15 protein-coding genes are annotated in these 21,631 nt (G+C 57.3%); 6 read left to right on the top strand and 9 right to left on the bottom strand.

Annotated features, from left to right (window positions below):
* Positions 1 to 2 precede the first annotated feature (2 nt).
* Positions 3 to 473: a tRNA (adenosine(37)-N6)-threonylcarbamoyltransferase complex ATPase subunit type 1 TsaE gene (gene tsaE, locus ABVN21_RS20925; protein ID WP_339554312.1), complete on the bottom strand. Its 471-nt coding sequence runs from the start codon at positions 471 to 473 to the stop codon at positions 3 to 5.
* Positions 461 to 1,960, bottom strand: a complete 1,500-nt coding sequence (locus ABVN21_RS20930; RefSeq protein ID WP_339554313.1) for an NAD(P)H-hydrate dehydratase — start codon at positions 1,958 to 1,960, stop codon at positions 461 to 463. The genes tsaE and ABVN21_RS20930 overlap by 13 nt, the downstream gene beginning before the upstream one ends.
* Before the next feature lie 63 nt (positions 1,961 to 2,023).
* Here ABVN21_RS20930 and queG point away from each other — a divergent pair, with 63 nt between their 5' ends.
* Positions 2,024 to 3,094: a tRNA epoxyqueuosine(34) reductase QueG gene (gene queG / locus ABVN21_RS20935; protein WP_339554314.1), complete on the top strand. Its 1,071-nt coding sequence runs from the start codon at positions 2,024 to 2,026 to the stop codon at positions 3,092 to 3,094.
* A gap of 30 nt (positions 3,095 to 3,124) precedes the next feature.
* Here queG and ABVN21_RS20940 read toward each other — a convergent pair whose 3' ends face one another.
* The 5 genes from ABVN21_RS20940 to orn all read right to left on the bottom strand — a co-directional run bounded on the left by ABVN21_RS20940 (position 3,125) and on the right by orn (position 14,615).
* A complete protein-coding gene (locus ABVN21_RS20940) occupies positions 3,125 to 7,981 on the bottom strand; it encodes an RHS repeat-associated core domain-containing protein (RefSeq protein WP_339554315.1) in 4,857 nt (1,618 codons plus the stop codon).
* Positions 7,982 to 8,047: 66 nt separating this feature from the next.
* Positions 8,048 to 8,908 (bottom strand): hypothetical protein, encoded by an 861-nt coding sequence (locus ABVN21_RS20945; protein ID WP_339554316.1) that lies wholly within the window; start codon positions 8,906 to 8,908, stop codon positions 8,048 to 8,050.
* Positions 8,909 to 9,194: 286 nt separating this feature from the next.
* Complete coding sequence (locus ABVN21_RS20950; protein WP_339554317.1) at positions 9,195 to 13,001, bottom strand: DUF6543 domain-containing protein; 3,807 nt, start codon at positions 12,999 to 13,001, stop codon at positions 9,195 to 9,197.
* A 308-nt stretch (positions 13,002 to 13,309) separates the two neighbouring features.
* Positions 13,310 to 13,921, bottom strand: coding sequence for a trimeric intracellular cation channel family protein (locus tag ABVN21_RS20955; protein ID WP_339554318.1), 612 nt, complete (start codon positions 13,919 to 13,921; stop codon positions 13,310 to 13,312).
* Between the two features lie 151 nt (positions 13,922 to 14,072).
* On the bottom strand, positions 14,073 to 14,615 hold the full coding sequence (gene orn / locus ABVN21_RS20960) for an oligoribonuclease (protein ID WP_339554319.1): 543 nt from the start codon (positions 14,613 to 14,615) through the stop codon (positions 14,073 to 14,075).
* Positions 14,616 to 14,722: 107 nt separating this feature from the next.
* Between orn and rsgA the strand changes: the two genes are divergently transcribed.
* From rsgA to ABVN21_RS20980, 4 genes are all read left to right on the top strand, one after another.
* Positions 14,723 to 15,754 (top strand): small ribosomal subunit biogenesis GTPase RsgA, encoded by a 1,032-nt coding sequence (rsgA, locus tag ABVN21_RS20965; protein ID WP_339554320.1) that lies wholly within the window; start codon positions 14,723 to 14,725, stop codon positions 15,752 to 15,754.
* Positions 15,755 to 15,965: 211 nt separating this feature from the next.
* The gene (locus ABVN21_RS20970) at positions 15,966 to 16,373 is read left to right on the top strand and encodes a TIR domain-containing protein (protein WP_339554321.1); all 408 of its coding nucleotides are present in this window, start codon (positions 15,966 to 15,968) and stop codon (positions 16,371 to 16,373) included.
* Positions 16,374 to 16,375: 2 nt separating this feature from the next.
* The gene (locus ABVN21_RS20975; protein ID WP_339554322.1) at positions 16,376 to 17,335 is read left to right on the top strand and encodes a caspase family protein; all 960 of its coding nucleotides are present in this window, start codon (positions 16,376 to 16,378) and stop codon (positions 17,333 to 17,335) included.
* The gene (locus ABVN21_RS20980) at positions 17,335 to 17,826 is read left to right on the top strand and encodes a toll/interleukin-1 receptor domain-containing protein (RefSeq protein ID WP_339554323.1); all 492 of its coding nucleotides are present in this window, start codon (positions 17,335 to 17,337) and stop codon (positions 17,824 to 17,826) included. The genes ABVN21_RS20975 and ABVN21_RS20980 overlap by 1 nt, the downstream gene beginning before the upstream one ends.
* Positions 17,827 to 18,008: 182 nt before the next feature.
* Here the strand turns inward: ABVN21_RS20980 and motB are convergent, their stop codons facing one another.
* Complete coding sequence (gene motB / locus ABVN21_RS20985; protein WP_339554324.1) at positions 18,009 to 19,037, bottom strand: flagellar motor protein MotB; 1,029 nt, start codon at positions 19,035 to 19,037, stop codon at positions 18,009 to 18,011.
* A 2-nt stretch (positions 19,038 to 19,039) separates the two neighbouring features.
* The gene (motA, locus tag ABVN21_RS20990; RefSeq protein ID WP_339554325.1) at positions 19,040 to 19,891 is read right to left on the bottom strand and encodes a flagellar motor stator protein MotA; all 852 of its coding nucleotides are present in this window, start codon (positions 19,889 to 19,891) and stop codon (positions 19,040 to 19,042) included.
* A gap of 166 nt (positions 19,892 to 20,057) precedes the next feature.
* Here motA and ABVN21_RS20995 point away from each other — a divergent pair, with 166 nt between their 5' ends.
* Positions 20,058 to 21,596 (top strand): HDOD domain-containing protein, encoded by a 1,539-nt coding sequence (locus ABVN21_RS20995; protein ID WP_339554326.1) that lies wholly within the window; start codon positions 20,058 to 20,060, stop codon positions 21,594 to 21,596.
* Positions 21,597 to 21,631 lie beyond the last annotated feature (35 nt).

The raw sequence follows: 21,631 nt of genomic DNA on the forward strand, positions 1-21,631 counted from the left end.
ATTTATTTGGATTCCAATGCCAAAGCGGCACACCACGACTCGCCACGCGAGCCCTGGGACAAAATTTTCAGCGAACGCCCGCTGTCTTGCGGGCTAATGGTAATGGTCAGGTCGGGCTTTGGCAAAAAGCCTGCACCCTTGTCGGGCCATTCGATCAGGCACAGCGCGTCGTCTTCGAAGTAGTCGCGAATGCCGAGAAACTCCAGCTCTTCCGGATCGACCAGACGGTACAGGTCGAAATGGAAGGCGCGAATGTCGCCAATCTCGTAGGGCTCGACCAGCGTGAACGTCGGACTTTTTACCGCCCCGACATGCCCCAGCCCCCGGATGATGCCCCGTGACAGCGTGGTTTTCCCCGCGCCCAGATCCCCTTCAAGAAAAATCAGACCGTGCCCTTTTGTCGTTTGGGCGATGCGCGTACCAAACGCGGTCATTGCCTCTTCATCAGCCAGGTACAGGGTTACTTCAGACACGGTGCTTGCTCCTCCAATAACTGACGAATGGCTGGGATCAGATCACTGGCCGCCAGCCCACGGCCGAATTTACCTTGTTGCTCGCCGGCATTGGCGTGTAGCCAGACCGCCAGACACGCGGCGTCGAACGCGTCCATGCCTTGAGCGAGCAAAGCGCCCACCAGTCCGGCCAGCACATCGCCCAACCCTGCGGCAGCCATCGCCGGATGGCCTTGATGACACACGGCCAGCCGTCCATCAGGGCTGGCGATCAAACTGCCGGCGCCTTTGAGCACCACGACCGCTGTATATTTTTCGCTCAATGCACGGGCCGCCGCGGGCCGATCGGCCTGGACTTCAGCCGTCGTCATGCCCAGCAAACGCGCCGCTTCGCCCGGATGCGGTGTGATCACGCACTCCTTGGGCAAAGTCACGCGTTCCTCGGCCAGAATGTTAAGCGCGTCGGCGTCCCAGACTTGCGGCAATGGCGCGTTGGCGGCGGCCGACAAAAGACTGCGTCCCCAACCGGCCTGTCCCAAGCCAGGACCGACGACCAACACGGAAACTTTTTGCAGCAATTCCATCAGCTGATTGGCCGACGAAGTGCCCACTACCATCGCCTCGGGGATTCTCGCCAGCGCGGCAGGCACGTGTTCGCTGCGAGTCGCGACGGAGACCATGCCAGCGCCGCTGCGCAGGGCGCTTTGCGCACTCAGCAGGATCGCTCCACCCAAACCACGATCGCCACCGATCAGCAGCACATGACCGTATTGGCCTTTATGGGAAGTGGGAGGGCGCGCAGCCAGACGCGGCAAACTTCCAGCCGTCAGACGGCGAGCACTGATCGGCGCGCCTTCAAGCAACTGCGGATCGGCGTGCAAATCGTTGAATACCAGCTCGCCAACAATGTTCGCTGCATCGCCGGTGAACAATCCCAGCTTCAATCCTATGAACGTGACAGTCAGATCCGCTCGTACCGCATGGCCGAGTCGACGGCCGGTATCAGCGCACAGCCCCGACGGGATGTCCACCGCCGCCACTGGCAAACCGCTGGCATTGATCGCGGCGATCGCGTTGGCAAACGGTTCACGCACCTCACCGGTCAGACCGGTGCCGAGCAGAGCGTCCAGCACAATGCCGCGCAATTCGGATTGGATCGACCAAGGTTCGATAGGGACCTTTTCGGACAACGCCTCGGCATGGGCCAACGCCGCATCGCCCTGTAGCCGCATGGGATCGCCCACCGCCAGTACCCGGACCGACCAACCGGCCCGCTGCGCGAGCACTGCCACCAGATAACCGTCACCAGCATTATTGCCGTGGCCGGCCAGCACGCTCAGTTCGTTTGCTGCTGGCCATTGGCGAACCAGCGCTCGCCAGGTCGCCCGCGCCGCCCGCTGCATCAATTCAAAGCCCGGCGTACCCGCCGCAATCAGGCTCGCATCGAGTCCTCGGACCTGCGCGGCACTGTACAGCGCGTCGGGTAAATCATCTTTAGTGTGCGGCATGCGTCTTCGGGCTCCGATGTCTGGCAGAATTATACGCACCTCAGCTCCGGTTTCTCGCGCCTCATGCCCGCTATTACTACAGACCTGCCCGCCCTCGCCCAATCCATCAAGGACTGGGGCCGCGAGCTGGGCTTTCAGCAAGTCGGCATCAGCGGTCTCGACCTGGGCGAGCATGAGCAGCATTTGGAGCGCTGGCTCGAAGCCGGTTACCACGGCGAAATGGACTACATGGGCGCCCACGGCAGCAAACGCTCGCATCCGGAAGAGTTGGTGCCGGGCACTTTGCGCGTTGTTTCCCTGCGCATGGACTACCTGGCGGGCGACACGCAAATGGCGCAAATGCTCGCCCAGCCGGAGAAAGCCTACGTCTCGCGTTATGCCTTGGGCCGCGATTACCACAAATTGATCCGTAAACGCGTGCAACAACTGGCGGAAAAAATTCAGGCGGCCATCGGCCCGTTTGGCTACCGCGCTTTCGTCGACAGCGCTCCGGTGCTGGAGAAAGCCATTGCGCAAAAGGCCGGCCTGGGCTGGATCGGCAAAAACACCCTGGTCTTGAATCGCAAGGCCGGCAGTTACTTCTTCCTCGCCGAACTGTTCGTCGACTTGCCGCTGCCGGTGGATCCGCCCCACGCTACCGAGCACTGCGGACGATGCAGCGCTTGCCTCGATATCTGTCCGACCAACGCGTTTGTCGGCCCATACGTGCTGGATGCCCGCCGCTGCATTTCTTACCTGACCATCGAGCTCAAAGGCGCGATCCCGCAAGAGCTGCGGCCGCTGATCGGCAACCGTGTATTCGGCTGCGATGATTGCCAGATCGTCTGCCCGTGGAACCGCTTCGCCCGCCCGTCCGGCGAAAGCGACTTCAAGCCGCGACACAACCTGGACAACGCCCAACTGGCCGAGCTGTTTATGTGGGACGAGGAAAAATTCCTGAGCAGCACCGAAGGCTCGCCCTTGCGCCGGACCGGTTACGAAAACTGGTTGCGCAATCTGGCGGTGGGCTTGGGTAATGCGCCTTCAACGATTCCGGTGCTGGAAGCGTTGAAGGCGCGACGGGAGTATCCGTCGGAACTGGTCAGGGAGCATGTCGAGTGGGCGTTGCGCCAACATGCTCTGCGTGATGTGTAGGCTGACTACCGAAAAGTCTGCGATCAGCCTTTACCATTGAGGATCGTGGTCTCCGATCTGCTTTATCACCACTTTCATTTCAGCTCTGTACTCCAGGAAAAACACTCTGTCGAAACCTCCGAGACGCGCATGAATATGCTGGGGCTCAGAGATTAAAGCAGGGACCTCCCCGGCCTTCCTGGCAGCATTGACGGCTACCTGATTGCTCGCTTTTACGTCGCTGACCAGTCTTGTGTAACTGCTGTAACCCGGATAAGGATCGTAGCTGTTGCCCAAGTGAGCTCTTGCAGACTCATGGGGGCTCAGCCCTTCCTCTACCCCCCTTTTGAAGTCAGCGTATTTGCTTCGGGCAACATTTCCGGGCCGTCCATTCGGAGTGAGGTCGTTTCTGCCGATATCATCAATCACCGTCCACTTTTCCGGTCGTGCTGATTGGGCCGAAGTCGACGGTGTCTGCGAAGACCTGCCTACGCTTCTCGCACCTTTGGCCCCTCTTCCTCCACCGGCAAGCGCCCCCGGCCGATAGCCGAATTTAGTCACTCTGGCAGGCGGGGACGTCAGCAACCGACTGCCCCATTGGGTGAATGCCTTGGAGGCAGCAAGGCTACCTGCAGCAATTGATCCGACACCTGTCGCAAAACTCATCCAACCCAGCACCTCGCCCGCCACAGAACCGGGCAACAATTCTCCCGCTACCGTACCGGCGATCCCCGCCAACGCGGAAACACCTCCCAGGCCAAGCCCGAGAATGGCCAGCGGCGTGGCAGCGCCAAAGGTTGCAAAACTGGCGACGACTCCCACGATGGACAAGGCAATACCTAAAATGCTTTGCCAGGAAAAATGCCCCGTGGGATCGACTCGATTGATGGGGTCACCCAGGCAATAGGCGTAAGGGTTCAAACCGCCGCGACCAAAGGGACTCATGCTGTCCGGGCTGTGAAAGCGCATCAAGGCGGGGCTATACGCACGGTAGCCGTTACCCAACAGATACAGGCCTGTCAGCGAGTCAAATGGCTCCCCGTTGAATCCAGCCGGGTTGAACGGTTCTTCTTGCCCCTGGCAATAGCCATAGGGGCTGTAAGCGATTTCGCTGTGTCCGCTGCCAGTGATTTCCCCTAAAACCGTCTGCTGCTGATCCGTACCCGACAACCGGACGCCAGCATTCTTCCCCGAATGATGCCGGGCCAAAAGAAGACCGTCCTGGCGCAAACAACTGGTGGCATCGCCGCCACACACGTCATTCATCATCCGGCCGTCGCGATAGTAACGCTGGGTGGGCACTACTTCGGGCGAGGACAATTGGACGAGATTATCCATTGCGTCATAACCATAGCCTCGCAGGACAACGCCTTGCGAAGTGGCCACTTGCGTCAGTCTTCCCAGCGCGTCGTAGGTTAACGTTCGCCCCTGCTCGTCCCGTACCAATTGACCATTGGCGTCATACTGCAGGGTCACCGGCTGCGGGTAGTCGCCATGGCTATGCCGAATGCTGATCAACTGGGTCGGATCGACCTGGCTGTACTCGTATGTAGCCAGGTTCTTGCCACCGGAAAATTCGGTTTCCAGTGTCAGAATGTTATCCAGCTCATCGAATACAAACTTTTGCCTGATGATTTCATTGCCTCTGAAATCACGGGGCCGCTGCATTCCGTCGCACCGGTAGTCATTGAGTCGGCCACGCGCGTCATAGCTGAACCACTCATCACGAACCACCTGATCGCGATTTTTCAATGTTCTTTGCGCCAGTTTGCTGGCCAGGGTGTAGCGCGAGATCAGGGTTTGGCTGACATCCTTGTCAGCCTCAAAACGGCGGGTAACTTCTCGCCCCAAATCGTCATAGGCCAGACGAGTCACCAGCGAACGACCACTAACGATGTCTTGTGTATGAATGGTCTCCAGTTGCTCCAAGGCGTTGTAGGAAAAATCGGCTTTGACCTGATTCTGCACATGGGACTTCGGACGCCCCAAATCATCATAGGTAGTCTTGTGTTGAGCTCCGAGCACGTCGGTGTAGGCAAGCGGCCGGCCCGCCATGGAGTAGCTGTATTCGGCAGTTGTCGTTGTTTGACCGGGTTGAGTCGATGCCTCGCGTTTGAGTTTTCCGGATCGGCTGTACTCAAATCGCGACTCTCGTCCCTGCTCACTGCAACTCGTCAGGCCACCGAGTCGGGATTCGTACGAGTAGTCAGCCACAAGCGCTGGCTCGGAGAGAGCGCCCATCTGCGCTTCCAATGCCTGGCGCTGAACGACTTTACCGCCAAGGTTCGGCTCGTAGCTGTAGCGGACACGCTCACCACCGGGTTTGCTTTCGACAGAAGGGCGCTTCGAACCGCCCTCGTATTGCAAGCTGCTTTGCCGCCCTCCCACCTCGCTTCGGGTCAAGCGTGACAGACCATCGAACGTTTGCCTGCCGAGGCTGCGAGCGCCTACTTTGACTTCAATGGGCAATGACAAATGACTGTGAGCCGCGTATGCAGTCTCGACAACCGATCCATCAGGCAACACGCTGCGTTGCAGCCGGCCAAAGACGTCATAAGCATGGGTTGTCGTCTTCCCCTCCGGACCAGTCTGACCGACAGCGCGACCCAGGCCGTCGTAGCGATGAGTCGTCTTGCCCAGGCTCTTTCCCTTGCGGTCGAATGCTTCAACGCTGAGTGGCTTGTCGAACGCATTGAACAGCGTAACGGTCTTGCCGGCGCCCTCCGTCCAGCGCGACACCTGTCGAGACACCGGATCATGGTCTTCGTGTTGCTGACGACCGCTCTGGAAAACCGAGGTCCGTATATTCCCCCAATCGTCGAAGACAAAGGTTTGTTTGAGGGGTAATGCGACGCCGTCCAGCCAGTCGGTGCGGACTTCATCCACCAACTGATCGGTTTCGTCGTAGCGGGCCACATAAACGACTCTCAATGGCCCGTCTTTTGATTGATCGCTGTCCTGCTCCTCGATGCTCACCACTCGCCCGATGCCGTCATACGTCACCCGCTGCTTCATCCCACTGGCGTCTGTGTTGAGCAGCGTTGCGGGGGAGCCCGAGGTAGCAGCCGTGCAAATCGAATGGCGCTGCGCTTCGAACGTTGTCCCTGGCGCCACGGTCTCCGACAGAGGCCGGCCAATAGCGTCATAGACGAAATCAGTCGTCACGCCGTCTTGGTTTGTTCCGGACAACAAGGCACCGTTCAGCGCAGAGTACGTCCGCGAATCTGTCGTTTGAACGCCGTCGAAACCGGTCAACGTCGTCTGCACGATCAGCTGCGCACCCCGGAGCGTGTAAGAAAATTCGCCGTGAGTTGAGTGGCCCTGTTGAACCCGGGTTTGCTTTTTCAATAAGCCATGACGATGAGGTTCGCCCGGAAGATCGTAGTAACTCAGGTCCGTCTGTAGTCGTAACGATTCGCCAGCTGCCGTACGCTCCGACAATTGCTCTGTCACTGGCACGACGTGCTGCATAGAACTGCCAGTCAAACCCTTCAGCAACTGGTAGCGGTAGCGGCTGACGGTCACTGGCGCTCCGGCCATTCCTTCGGCCGGATGCACCACGCGCTGTTTTTCAAAGCGCACAAATCCCAGAGGATCGGCAGGACAGCCTTGCCCACCCGTGGCGGCATAAAAATCACTGATTGTGGTGATCCCGCTGGGCTCGACCTGCTTCAGCAAGTTGCCGTACTCGTCGAACTCCGTCCGGGTCACCTCTGTGCGCTGTTTTCCCGTGCCTTCGCTTTTGTATTGCTGGGTTTGGGTCAACGGCAGTCGAAACTGCGGCGGTTGATCATCAAGACTTTTGCCCGGCAAGAGGTGGTACTGCGTCGCTACGGAGTGAGTGGCCTGCCCGCACCGAGTCACTTCCGAAAGCAGCAGATGATATTTATTGTAGGTCCGCACTTTAGTGCGCCAGGCAGCGGCGCCGCGTATCAGTGTTTCTGTCGAGGTGTAGCAATAGTCATCCGGTGCCGCGCTCAGGCTGTCGAGTTCCGCCGACCAACTGAGCCCGCCATTGAATCCCAGGAAGTTGTTCTCGGAATATTCATACTCAGTGACGATGGCGGGTTGATCGACTCCCGGAAGTAACGTGTGGGCAATGACATAAGGCAAGGACGCGACAGGTCCTCCCGGAGGAAAAGCGTGCCCACTGCTGCCGTACTGAATCTGTTCGCGTGCCCCCATTGCAGAGTCGACCTGGGTCAGACAAACAAACCCTTGGACTTCCTCATAGGTGAAAAGCCATCGATCCCCAGTCGGTAACGCAATACTGCTCACGCGGTCATTGCCCAGCGCCAAAGTGAATCGCGCCTCACTGTCAGTACCCGGGTATTGGGTAAGAATGACCTGCGCGTCGTCATAGATGATGCTCAGTAAAGTCCGCTCAACGCTCCTGACTTTTACCAATACCGGCTTGCCTTGATGAAGGGTGTAATCGAGAAGGATATGCGCCCCATTCGCTGCCTCGATCCGTCTTGGCACCGCGTAGTCAGTCGACTCGAACACTTCGAGCACTTCCCGCAGGCCATTCTTGTGAAACACTGAATAGTGGCCCTCGGTAGAACTGCTTATCTTGAAGTTTTCGACGTAGGGCTCGGCAAATTTAAGCCCTCCAGCAACAGGCGTCGCTTTGTAGCTATCGCCACTCGACAACGACAGTGTGTTATTCAGCACGTCATAGCGGGATAACGGTATCGACCAACCTGCTCCCAATCCGGTATCCAGAGTATCGAGAGGGCTGAACTGCAGATTGATATTGAACGATGGCCCGTTCAGCGTCGACGAATGGATATTTCCCAGCGACAAGTTGAACGTGTACAGACCGGTCCTCGGATCAACCCCACCACTCAAAAAATCATCGAAATTAAAGGCATTGGAAAAAACAAGTGCATTGATTTTTTCAGACATACAATCATCCTGATTGGTCTTGTAACAGCAACCATGAAGTTACTTATAGAGATCAACTTAAAACGGTCAACCTTTAACGAGCGCAAACGTGCTAGGAACAACAGACTTGTCAACACGCAACCCCAAGTCATGCCCATTACCGTAAACATCGTAGACTGTAAAATAAAATGCCCCTTCATTCCCGACATGCACGTCTTCAGTGAAATCCAGGGTAGATGCTTGAACAATAGACAGCATGCCTTTTCGATCATTGACCACCACGCGATGCAACTGCGGTCTATTCACTTCGCGCTCTGGCGGAAGTACCAGATACACTTCCTGTTCATCGACACTGGCAACATGACAGAGCGATCGCCACCAAAAATCACTGTCCGGATAAAAGCCACGCATCTCAAGCGCTTTGGTACTCCTGGAGAAAACACCGTATCCAGTCTCCGCCTTACTTGACCAACCTATTAACTTCAACTGTTGCCCATCGACATTCAAACTCAAGTAAAAATGGGTAACGGTGGTGGCTTGAGCGGGATAACTCTCCACGGAGTCCAGATGAAACCTTGTAAGGTCATAAGTCACTGGAGGTTGCGCTTCGATAAACACGCTGCTATCGAATTTATGACCCACGGTGGTGTTATTGGAACGGATCACATTGTCATTCAAAATAACCACCGCACCAATCTGGACGTCCTGGGCGATGGAACTCGACACCCAATAGTTAATAATCCGGACATAGGGATTAAAGGGCGCTGACTCCTCCTTCCACTCCAGTGAAACTCCATATAGCGCCTGTGAAAACCGGTTTGGAGCACCCGCCTCCCAACCGTCCGCCAGCAACTCTCCGGTCTTGTAGTTAATCAGCCTTACACTATGATAGACCGAAGGCGACAATATGACCGGCCTTCCATTCGCATCAACAGCAGAAAGAGCCACCTGCACTCGAACCTGCATTCTGCCGTTGGCGTAGATTTTTTTGAAGTAGCACCAGCACCACCATCAAACTGAACCTTGAACATAGAAAATCGAACTGGCTTTACACTTTCATCAGGCATGACGACTCACTCTTTTTTTGCGGGAAAGGAAAATACGTTTAGTCAAATAAAAGTCAGAGCCCGGCACAAGTCCGAGCCCTGACTTCGAATGCAAAACTACAACAATCGCTTCCTACGCCACACTTAAAAAAAGAGACAAACTGTGTGAACGCCTATCAGATTATCATTCAGCGTTCGACATCACTTTCTGCGCCACTACTTATCGCACTGTCTGTCGACTCATCTTCAGAATCAATCAAAGCCTCCTCAACTTCCGGAGCCCCGTCGAATCGAACGGATATTTCTCGATCGAGACTTGCTTGTGCCAAGTATTCCTTGAGGCCAGCGATACTTTCAAATCCTAATGGGTTATCGCTGAGGTCAATATCAAGGGCCCGTGTGTCGGGCACTTCAAAAAACTCCTCGGGCAAATCAACTATCTCATTGAATGTCAGATCTGCCCTCGATAGACGCTCGAGATCAAACAGTCCAGAGGGAACTTCAGTTATTCCCGTATTACGTAAATAAAGGTCACGCAAGCCCTTCATGTAGCCCAAGTGCGGACTAATGCCCAGAGGATTATCGTTCAGACTCAGCAGCTCCAGGCTTTCGATCCGAGACAATCCTTCCGCCGTGGCCTCAGAGAGTCGCAGGGCGCAACGATCGAGCGTCAGCGAGACCAGGCCTCGCATTTGATAAATGTCCATAGGGAAGGAGCTCAGTTCAATGCCCTCAAGCGTGAGGAACTGCAGCCCGGTAAAGCTTTTCAAAAAACCATCCCCGCGCAACGGCTGAAGACGGCTCCCCAACACCAGTTCGGTGACATGGCTGAAGTCGGCAGACAGTTCGGGCAACTCGCCGATGATGTCGAGATACAGATAAAAGTGATAAGGCTCATACGGACTGGCTGGCGTCGGCTTGCGAGACCAACTGGCCTTGAGCTCCTCCATGAAGGCCCGTCGTTTGAGGGTTTGTTCCGCGATAATGCCGGCATCCAGCGGCAGGCCCGTTATCGGATGGAGAGAAGGCACGTCTTGCACCCATAGCTCCAACTCATTGACCAGCGTGAGGTACTCATTTTCCAGGCGTGTGATGGCCAGCAATGGCTCCCCGGAGAGTCGCTCACTGCGCAAGGCCGCCATATCCTCTTCAGAAAGCGCGGGGAAAAGCGCTCGCAGCCTTTGCTCGAAAGTCAGTGTATTTACGGGTTTGAAATCTCCACCGCCCAGCAGATAACCGGCGCGACCGACTGCGAGTCGCATCGGAGAATGACTGTCGGCTGCCAGCGGTGGCTGTCCGAACAACGTTCTCAACTCGGCACGTGGCAACAGTGGCAGGCGAATGACGGCCTGTTCCAGCTCATGCCCCTGCCCGACATGGGGAAACCCGAGAGCTTCGCGCTCAGGCTGGGGAAGCGCATGCTGGACCGCGCCAAACAGATCGTCGAGGCCATGCAATTGCTGACTCTTGTCATCGTAGGTTTCATAACGTCCCGCCTGCTTGACCAACACTTTACGAATCGGCGCGTCGACAGATCCGATACTGTCGAGGAGCACCCCGTCAACGTCCCCGTCACGAACCTCCAGGCGAACAGCGGGATTCCAGCCTTCGAGGGTTTCGAGCATGTGCAAGGCCAGCATGTCGCTATCGGCCGTGGAGACAGCGTGCAAATACAATCCCTCACAGGCGCGATTCAGGCGTAACTCACGCAGATAAAACAGTGCCTCGCTGGCCATCCGTCGGGGTATGCCGGGATTATTGAGCAGGTGCAATCGATCGCCAGCAGTGGCTTCCCGCCATAACTCTTGCGCAACACTTCGAGGCAGGTCCGGGAAAATCCGCCGCATCTGCTGCGTGCTTGAGTTCGCAGCCGACTCGAACGACTCCTCAACAGAGTTGAACAACGACGCGCGGTATTCCTGCGCCCACCGGGCCATGCGGTTACGCAGCAAATCGGCGCAAACCTGCCGCCCTGGCAGCGCGTCTCCCGATGATGAACTCAACCCCATGAGTATTTTCTGCTCGCGTTCCGGTACGACCTCCAGGACGGTCGCAATCACGTCACCACCCCGCAGCCGTTGCTCGGGCAGATCGACCTTTTGGGTCTTCAACAGATGCAATTGCAGGTGGACGTCAGCCTTGGCATAAACCGCCGAATCAGGGCTCGCCATTTGTGTGTTGAATAGCTCGATCCGCTGATCCAGCTTGAATCGCCGGATCGTGTCTTCAAGCAGGGCCGGCGGGCGCTGCGCGTGAACGTGCATGTGCCGCAACATTGCTTCGTCGATCCCACTGACCGAGAGGATGCGCCGTGCCGTGTCGTCGGAAAACTCCGCAACCGAGTGCCCCAGGCGTCGAAACAACTGCGCACCTTGCCACTCCATAGGTCGCTCGACCTCGTGGGCCCAGGCGCCGGCACCGTTGTGGTTGAGACGCGGTCGATAGGCATTTGGCCGCTGTGGGTGGCGGACGTGATAGGCCGCGCTTTCAGGTTCAGCGATTACTTCGTAATTGCGACCCTCAAGCGGCAGAAAAGTCTTGCCTGCCTGATGCCTCAGACCCAACTCGTCCGGCACGTCGTCCGCCAGCAAGACGGGATGTGTATAGGGCTGCAGATCGGGATACCACAACCGCGTACGCCCATCGTCAAACACTACCGGTTTGAGTCCCTCGACAAATGCCGAAGGCTTGATCGCGAGGATTTTCCCGGCCACGGTGGCGCCCCCTATGAAAGCTGCCAGCTGCGCGAGATTCTCGCCGATGGACAGCAGATGGCCGGCGGCTTCGGATACTTGTCCCTCGGCCCAATCGAGGATGCCGGTAAAGGCATCGTCCAATAATTGATAGGTGGTATACGCCAGCATCAACTCGCCCAGAAACGGCACGAAGGGCATTGCCACCAGGGCTGCGACCTGTACGACGATCGAGGCCACTTTCTCCAGACTGACCCACAGCGCCCAGCGCGACTGACGATCTTCATCGGCGGTCGGCACCGCAATGATGCGCGCGTCATTTAGGATTTTGTTAAGCGCGTCCTGATAGAGCCATTGCCACGGATCACCCTCGATTCTGTGCGAGTGGAAGCGCAGCCTGGGGTTTTCGACAGGTACACGGCGCCAGGCCGGTTGGGGGTCATCGGGTTGCGGCGGATTCCACTTCACAACATTCAATTGTTGATCGAGCGCGGCAAAGAAATGGCCGCGCTGCTCATGAGCAATAAACCTGGCAAAAAACCTTTGATAGGCCGGCGCGCGCAGTTGCTCCGTCAATACCGCCGCGAACGCCAGCGTCGAGGGATATTCCTTGAGCGGATGCTGTGGATCGTTGGGTATGTACACCACCAGTGGCTCAACGCTGGAGGAATGTTCAAGATCCCCCGCCAGCACCATGACGCCAGTCAGTTTGGCCGTCATGACCTGCAATTGGTGGCATTGCAAAAATGGAATGGATGCGCCCTCAAGAAGCCGCAGAAGCGAGGATTCTGAGTCCGTGCCAATGTCGCCCTTCATCCGCGCCATGAGTACAGCCGCCCTGAATGCATCTTTTTGGCTGGTCTTGACTCGGTACTCCAGCCCGTTTTTGGCGACAGCATCCCTGGGCAACAATATCGCTTCCAGTTCTCGCGAATACTGGCCACCGATGTCCAGTTCACGACACATCGAGATATATTCAGAAACTTTTATTTGTTTATTTACTGGCGAGTTACTGAAGTGACCAAGATTGTCGGGCCCACTAATAAAACAAGATGCGTCGTCAAAATAATTCTCGACAGCTTCCTTTGTTTCAAAGTTATTCAGCGCAGCATCTAATAAAGAGAGCGTTTTAACTTGATACCCCGGCAAAATGCCTTTGGGTAAATAGAGCCGAAGGTACGTCCGGGTTACATCCAGCTCAACACCAAAGCGATCCTTCAATATCCGTTTCAATAGTGGCTCGGCAAACCGACGGACATCGGCCAGAGGCTCAAACACTCGATCCAGTTTGGTCTGCGACAACCAGCTGGCCTTGATAGCTTGCGCCAGGGCGGCATGAGACGCCGCTGTTGCCGTTCTGTACCATGCGGGGATAGCGACAGGTGCATGCCTTAAGGCCAATCGCCTGTGAGGTGACGCCTGGATCAGCCATTCAGGGATTCGTTCTTCTATGAATCGTCTGTGACTATTAGCAGAACAATTTTTCAAACATGCATCAAGCATACAAGCCGCCTATAAACCGAAATGAAAATTCAGCTTATAAAAACCAGCGACTGATAAAGAATTAATTAGTTACCGCATTTAACATTCATAAATATGCAGCTTCAACTTCATTGCTCATCACTGTAGACAAATTTCGGCATTTCCCAGTGGAAACGAATTGCCAATAGTCGCAACAGGAAACCACCGAACAGCGTGATCAGAATCGACTGTTCTCCTGGCAAATTCAGGTAAAGGCAAAACATGTAGCACCACGCTGCGGCGAACGAGACGCTGGCGTAAAGCTCACGGCGGAAAATCAGCGGAATGTCGTTGCAGAAGATGTCCCGAAGGATGCCGCCGAACACTCCGGTGATCACGCCGCTGACGGACGCGACCAACATGCCATGCCCCATTTCCAGGGCGGTCATGCAGCCGATCAGGGTGAAGGCCACCAGCCCGACGGCATCGAGCACCAGAAACAGCGAACGCAGGTGGCGCATCCAGCGTGCCGTAAACACCGTAACCATCGCCGCAATAGAGGTCAGGACCAGATATTCCGGGTGTTTGACCCAGGTCAGCGGGTAATGACCGAGTAGCACGTCGCGCACTGAACCTCCGCCCAGTGCCGTGATGCAGGCGATCAGCACCACACCAAACCAGTCCATGCCGCGACGGCCCGCCGAGAGCGCGCCGGTCATGGCTTCGGCGGTGATGGCGATCAGGTAGAGCATCAGCAACATGTTGGCGGTCCTTGCAGAAAGGCGCGCAGTCTACTCACTTCATCCAGGCACCATAAGAGGGCGACATTATTTGTAGGAGCCGGCTTGCTGGCGATGCGTCCTCAAGGGCGCCATCGCCAGCAAGCCAGCTCCTACAGGTCGGATTCCAGGCTTAGAACTTGATGAAATGCTTGCGGTAGTGCTGCAACTCGGCGATGGACTCGCGGATGTCGTCCAGGGCCAGGTGAGTGCTGCCTTTCTTGAAGCTGTCGCGCACGTCCGGCGCCCAGCGCGCAGCCAGCTCTTTGAGCGTGGACACGTCGAGGTTGCGGTAATGGAAATAGCTTTCCAGGGATTTCATGTGGGTATAAAGGAAGCGACGGTCCTGGCAGATGCTGTTGCCGCAGATCGGCGACTTGCCTTTCGGCACCCATTTTTCCAGGAAGGCGATGGTTTCGGCTTCGGCTTCGGCCATGCTGATACGGCTGTCGCGCACGCGTTGGGTCAGTCCGGAGTTGCCGTGGGTGCGAGTATTCCATTCGTCCATGCGGGCGAGGACTTCATCGCTGTGGTGGATAGCAATCACCGGACCTTCGGCCAAAGTGTTCAGATCGCTGTCGGTGACGATGGTGGCCATCTCGATGATGACGTCGTTTTCCGGATCCAGACCGGTCATTTCCAGGTCGATCCAGATCAGGTTCTGCGTATTTAGCATGTGTCGGCTCCTAGGCAATGCTGCGCAGTTTAGCCTAGGCCGGTGGCCGGGCGTGCTAAACTCGCGACCGTTTTACCTAATCGCTGCATTCTTGATACGGAACACCCATGGCCAAACGCCAACTCAATCGTCGTCAAAACTGGCGCATCGAAAAGATTCAGGGCGAACGCGCTGCCCGCGCCGCCAAACGCGAGTCCTCGGCTGTCGAGGCACTTGAGGGCGGTGACCTCGGCCCGGAACAGACGGGCCTGGTAATCGCACACTTCGGTGTGCAGGTCGAAGTCGAGGCTCGCGATGGCGAACTGGCCGGCCAGGTATTCCGTTGCCACCTGCGCGCCAACCTGCCGGCGCTGGTGACCGGCGATCAGGTAGTCTGGCGCGCCGGCAACCAGGGCATCGGCGTGATCGTGGCGCAACTGCCGCGCAACACCGAGCTCTGCCGTCCGGACAGCCGTGGTCAGCTTAAGCCGGTGGCGGCCAACGTCGACATGATCGTGATCGTCTTCGCCCCGCTGCCCGAGCCTCACGCCAACCTGATCGACCGCTACCTGGTAGCCGCCGAACACGCCGGCATCAAGCCGTTGCTCTTGCTGAACAAATTCGATCTGATCGACGAAAACAATGCACCGGCACTGAACGCCTTGCTCGCGGTTTACCGCACCCTTGGCTACCCGGTGCTCGAAGTGTCGGCTCATCACGGCAATGGCATGGAGCAATTGCAGAAGCAACTGGATGGACGCATCAGCGTGTTCGTCGGTCAGTCCGGCGTCGGCAAGTCCTCGCTGGTCAACAGCCTGCTGCCGGAAGTCGAGACCCGCGTCGGTCCGTTGTCCGAGCTGTCCGGCCAGGGCACTCACACCACCACCACCGCGCGCCTGTTCCACTTCCCCGGTGGCGGCGAGTTGATCGACTCCCCGGGTATCCGCGAATTCGGTCTGGGCCATGTCAGCCGTGCCGACGTAGAGGCCGGTTTCATTGAGTTCAACGACCTGCTGGGCACCTGCCGCTTCCGCGACTGCAAGCACGACCGCGAACCGGGCTGCGCCCTGCTCAAGGCCCTGGAAGACGGCCGTGTGCAACTGCAACGGATGAACAGCTACCGCTCGATCATCGCCAGCCTGCCGGAAAACGGCTATTAAACAGACGCGCCGACCGCCTCGCACCAACGGGGCGGCCGGCCGTTCGTTACGTCTTACGCATATCCCCCCGCCTTAAACGTCAGACGAATCCGTAGGGCGTTTGCCCAGGTGTTTGAAGGGCATTTCTGATTCGCCGCACAAGCCTTGTTCGCGCCCGCCAATTGCATACATTCGAGCCCTCTTCGCGTTCAAGCGACATCGAGGGACACCCATGCAAACCTACCATCTGTTCATCAGCCATTCGTGGAACTACTCCGACGCCCACGACAAACTGGTGAAACTGCTCACCGCGCACCCGACCTTCACCTTCAAGAATTTCTCGGTGCCACCGCACAACCCGATTGTTGGCGCGCGAACCGACAAGCAACTCATCGAAGCCATCGAAAACAAAATCCGCCCCTGCTCCGCCGTGCTGATCATGGCCGGGATGTATTCGACCTACAGCAAGTGGATCAACAAGGAAATCGAGATCGCCAAGCGCATGGGCAAGGTGATCATCGCGATCAAACCATTTGGCGCCGAGCGCATTTCCACTGTGGTGCGTAACGCGGCACATGCCGAATGTGCGTGGAACACCAACAGCATCGTCAGTGCGATTCGTCAGCAAACGGCGGTGTAACCATGCGCAAGGGATTGTTCATCGGCATCAACAACTACAGCCATATTTCCCAGTTGAGCGGCTGTAACAACGACGCGATGGCCATGGCTTCGGTGCTGAAGACCGACGCCAATGGCGATCCGAATTTCAAGAATCTTGTTCTGACCTCAGCCGAGGACTACCTCAGTCGCGAGAAACTCGAAGACCAGATACGCGAGCTGTTTTCCGGGGACTGCAATGTCGCCCTGCTGTACTTCGCCGGCCACGGCAGCTTCGATACCGACACTGACGAAGGCATGCTGATTCCTCAGGACTACAAGAGCGCCAAGGACGGCATCCGGATCAGCGACATCCTGAATTGGGCCACCAAAGCGACGAAGATCAAAAACAAAGTGATTATTCTCGACTGCTGCCAGGGCGGATCGGCCGGCGAAATACGCGCCTTGCGCAGCGAAAGCAGTGTGATTGGCGAAGGCATGACCATTCTCACGGCGTGCAAGAAAGAAGAGCCGGCAATGGAAGGCGCTGGCCACGGGGTCTTCACCGGTTTGCTGCTTCAAGCGCTGCATGGCGGCGCCGCGAACATCCTCGGCAAAATCACTCCCGGCAGCCTCTATTCATTCGTCGACAACGCCCTCGACGCCTGGGAACAGCGCCCCGTGTTCAAGACCAATGTCTCGCAATTCATTTCCTTGCGTGAAGTCTCGCCGCTGATCCCCAAGGAAATCCTGAGAAAACTGCCCGACTGGTTTGCCGAAGCGGAATCGGTGTACCCCCTCGCCCCCAGCTATGAGCCCACCGAGCCTGAATTCAATCCAGAGCACGGCGAAGTCTTCTCTCAACTGCAAAAGTGCAATCGTCACAGCCTGATCGAACCGGTTGATGCCGAACACATGTATTACGCCGCCATTCACTCCACCGGTTGCCGCCTCACCGCCCTCGGCGCCTATTACCGCGAACTCGCGATCAAGGGACATTTCTGATGCCTGTGTTTATCAGCTACCGCCACATGGATCGCGCGCATGCGATCAACATCAACACGCGCCTGATGCAGGCGAACATCAAGACCTACCTCGACGTGCTGGACCCAGAATCCCAGACCACCGATGACATCACCGGGGTCATCACCCGCAACATCACCGAATGCACTCACCTGCTGGCGGTAGTTTCGGAAAAGACCGCGTCGTCCTGGTGGGTGCCGTTCGAAATCGGCGAAGCGACGATCAGTAATCGACGCATCTGCTCGTTCAAGGCCGGGCCGACAGAATTGCCGCTGTACCTGGACAAGTGGCCAAAACTCAGCAGCGACAAAGACATCGAGTTATTCATAGATGCTTATCGCAACGAAGTGATGCTCAAGCGCTCGATCGCAATGGAATCGGTAACGGGAGGCGAGTCCGCGCGCACCTTCAACAAGACCAATGCCGATCGCTTCCACAGTGACTTGAAGTCCAGGATCATTCGTGGATTCTGAGATCAATGCGCATCGATTTATTCCGGTCTCGCCGATGGTCCGCGTAATCGTTCATCGCCAGCAAGCCGGCTCCTACAGGAGGGGAAACGCGGTACTCCTGTAGGAGCTGCCGAAGGCTGCGATCTTTTGATCTTGATGCACCACAACAAAAAGCCGACATCTCTGTCGGCTTTCTCTTTCAGTTACTGCTTCGGCGGCTCACCCGGTTTCGGCGCCGGATCATCGAACAGGTTCAGACGTTCACGCAGTTCATGTGCCGGCAACGGTTCCTTGTCCGCTGGCAACGCATTCGGATCGACTGGCGTCGTCGGCGCGGTTGCCGGGGCAGCCGAACCTTGCGGTACATCAGGTGCAGGCTCCGCGCCTTGCGAACCTTCGATGGCGCGCTGGGCTTTCTTGGTCAGCACGATGATGTCGATACGGCGGTTGACCGGGTTGAACGGGTGCTCGCGGTCGAACAGCGCCGACGAGGCATAACCCACCACTCGCGCCACTTGCTGGTCCGGATAGCTGCCCGCCACCAACGCACGGCGAGCGGCGTTGGCACGGTTGGCCGAGAGTTCCCAGTTACCGAAATCACCGGTGCCGGTGTACGGCTTGGCGTCGGTGTGACCGCTGATGCTGATCTTGTTCGGCACCGCTTTGATCGTGTCGGCCATGGCCAGCAGGATGTCTTCGAAGTACGGTTTCAGACGCGCCGAGCCCGAGTCGAACATCGGTCGGTTTTCCGCGTCCACGATCTGGATGCGCAAGCCGTCCTGGGTGATCTCGAACAGGATCTGGTCTTTGAATTTCTGCAGCTGCGGATTTTCTTCGACCTTGTTCTGTAGTTCTTGCAGCAACAGCTCGAGGCGCTCCTTCTCGACCATTTCAGCCATGCCTTCGACCTGTTCGGCGTCGACGGTCACTTTGTCCGGCTGCGGCTGGGACTTCACCTCGGGGTTAAGGGTGTTTTCCGGCGCCAGGGTCGGCGTGCCGCCCAAATCGATGATGTATGGCGTGCCACTTTCGGAGAAGCCGATCGGGTCTTTGAAGTAACCGGCGATGGCGATCTTCTGCTCTGGCGTTGCCGTGGACAACAGCCACAACACCAGGAAGAACGCCATCATCGCCGTGGCGAAGTCAGCGAAGGCGATTTTCCACGCGCCCCCGTGATGCCCGCCGGCGATGCGTTTGACGCGCTTGATGATTATCGGCTGGTTATTTTCCATGCTTAACGACCACGAACCGCTTGTTCGAGCTCAGCGAAGCTAGGACGGTGCGCCGGGTACAGCACTTTGCGCCCGAACTCCACGGCCAGCGATGGCGGCATGCCGGAAGCCGAAGCCACCAGCGAAGCCTTAATGGCTTCGTAGACGTTCAATTCTTCCTTGGCATCGTGGGCCAGAGAGTGGGCCAGCGGACCGAAGAAACCGTAGGCGGCAAGAATACCGAAGAAGGTACCCACCAGTGCCGCACCTACGTGCAGGCCGATGGACTTCTGGTCGCCCTCACCCAGGGAAGCCATGGTCACCACGATACCCAGTACCGCCGCAACGATACCGAAGCCGGGCATGGCGTCGGCGATGCCGTTCACCGCGTGCGACGGGTGTTCAAGGTCTTCCTTGAGGCTGAACAGTTCCATGTCGAAAAGGCCTTCCAGCTCATGGGGAGCCATGTTGCCGGAGGACATGATGCGCAAGTAATCGCAGATGAACGCGGTCATGCGCTCGTCCTTGAGGACTGCCGGATACTTGGCGAAGATCGGGCTCGCAGCGGCATCTTCGATGTCGCCTTCGATGGCCATCATGCCTTCGCGGCGGCTCTTGTTGAGGATCTCGTAGATCAGGCCCAACACTTCAAGATAGAAGCCGTGATTGAAGCGCGAACCGAACATGCTCAGGGACTTCTTGAGCACGTGCATCGTCATGTAGCCGGGGTTGGCCTGCAGGAATGCACCGAGGGCCGCACCACCGATAATCATGACCTCGAAGGGTTGGATCAGGGCGGCAATTTTGCCGTGGGAGAGCACGTATCCGCCGAGCACGCTCGCGAATACGACGATGATGCCGATTATTTTAGCCATAGGTAGGAGAGCACTTACTGAGTCGGGTTCAAGGTCATATTCGGAAGTTAAAAAATCTCTTCTTCTACTTATCGGCAAAACTGCGCCAGACTATAGCCAGTTCAGGCGAAAAGCCAATTTGACCCATTCCGGGCATAGATAATGCTGACGATGATCGCCTCCCACCATGGCTAACGAAACGAACGTTCCGACTCCAAAACCGACCACGCTCGAAGGCTGGGTAAAGCTTCTCGATGGCGTGCGCCTGCCGGTTCCGCAACACAGCCACGACCTCGTCTGCCAGGCGATCCGCAACAGTCGCAGCTCGCTGCGCGACATCGCCGAATTGATGCAGGACAGCCCCGCCCTGGCCTTGAGCGTGATCCGCGAAGCCAACCGGCACACCCATGGCAACATGACCGAGCCGGCGGAAAACCTTGAGATCGCGATCAATCGCCTCGGCTTGAAGCGCACTGAAGAATTGCTTGAGCGCATGCCGGTGCTGCCTCAGGCCGAGATTCCAAAAGCCCTGCGTCAGTTACAAATGATCAGCCAGCACGCCACGCAACAGGCCAACGGTTTTTTTGCCAGTCGCCTGGCACGCCTGTGGCAGGACATCCATTGGGGCAGCCTGCTGTTTCTGTCGCCGCTGTGGCCCTTGGCGCTGACTCACCCGCAATTGCTCGAAGACTGGGAATTGCGGGTCATCTATAAAGGCGAGTCCGCGCGCAAAGTCGAAAAGCAATTGTTTGGCGTGTCTCTGCTAAAAATCGGCTTGGCATTGGTGGACATCTGGCGCTTGCCGATCTGGGTGCAACAGGGCTATCGACTTTTGCTCACCGAGCAACGGGAATTGGTGAAAGTCCTGCGCATTGCCCGCGACAGCGAGCACCCATTGCGTCAGCAAAACCGCCTCGATGATGATCCGAACCTGCGCCGCTGGCTCAATCAGCCGGCCAACACCGTGCTGCTGGCCAACGGCTTGGCGTTGTCGGCACAACAGGCCTGGGACAGTCCGCATAGTAAACGCTGGCAATACCTGACCAGCCTTTACCTGCAAATGCCGATGGACGAGTTGCAGCAACAGTTGCACCAACAGGCGGCCAACAGTGCACGCCATCACGCCATGCTCGACCTCTGGCACCCCGCCGAAGCGCTGATCTGGCCGTGGGGCATGAACCGTGTCCATGCCGGATTGCTCCCGGCGCCGGCGCCGACGGCCGAGGACCTGGCGAAGTGGCGCAAACAATGCGCCGAATTGCTGGTCGAGCCGAGTCGATTCACCAACGCCATGCACTTGACCACGTCCGCCCGTGACGCGCTGGTCGCGTGCGGCATGCGTCGGGTGATGATCCTGATGGCCGATCGCACCCACGCCAATCTGCGAGTGCATCAGACCGCTGGATTACCTACAGAAGTAGCCGGGCTGAATTTCTCAGTCAGCCAAAGCAACGTGCTGCAACGCCTGCTCGCGCAACAGGCCCAGGTTCGCCTGACTCCGGCCAATAACGCGCAGTTTTCCGCCCTGCTGCCCAACAATCTGCGCGCACAATTCAGCGGTGAACACCTGTTGCTACGCTCGCTGGTCAACAATGGCCGGGTGATCATGATTGTCGTCGCGGATCAGGGCGGCGGGCCGTTTTCCGAAATCACCGTGCAAGCCTTCGGCAAAACCGCGCAGTGCATCGAAAAAGCGCTGCACAGCTTTAGTGAACGCGGCAAATGAGCCTGCGCTACAATCCTCCCTTTTGTGCCCTGGAG

Source organism: Pseudomonas sp. MYb327, assembly GCF_040438925.1.
In the GTDB taxonomy this organism is placed as follows: Bacteria; Pseudomonadota; Gammaproteobacteria; order Pseudomonadales; family Pseudomonadaceae; genus Aquipseudomonas.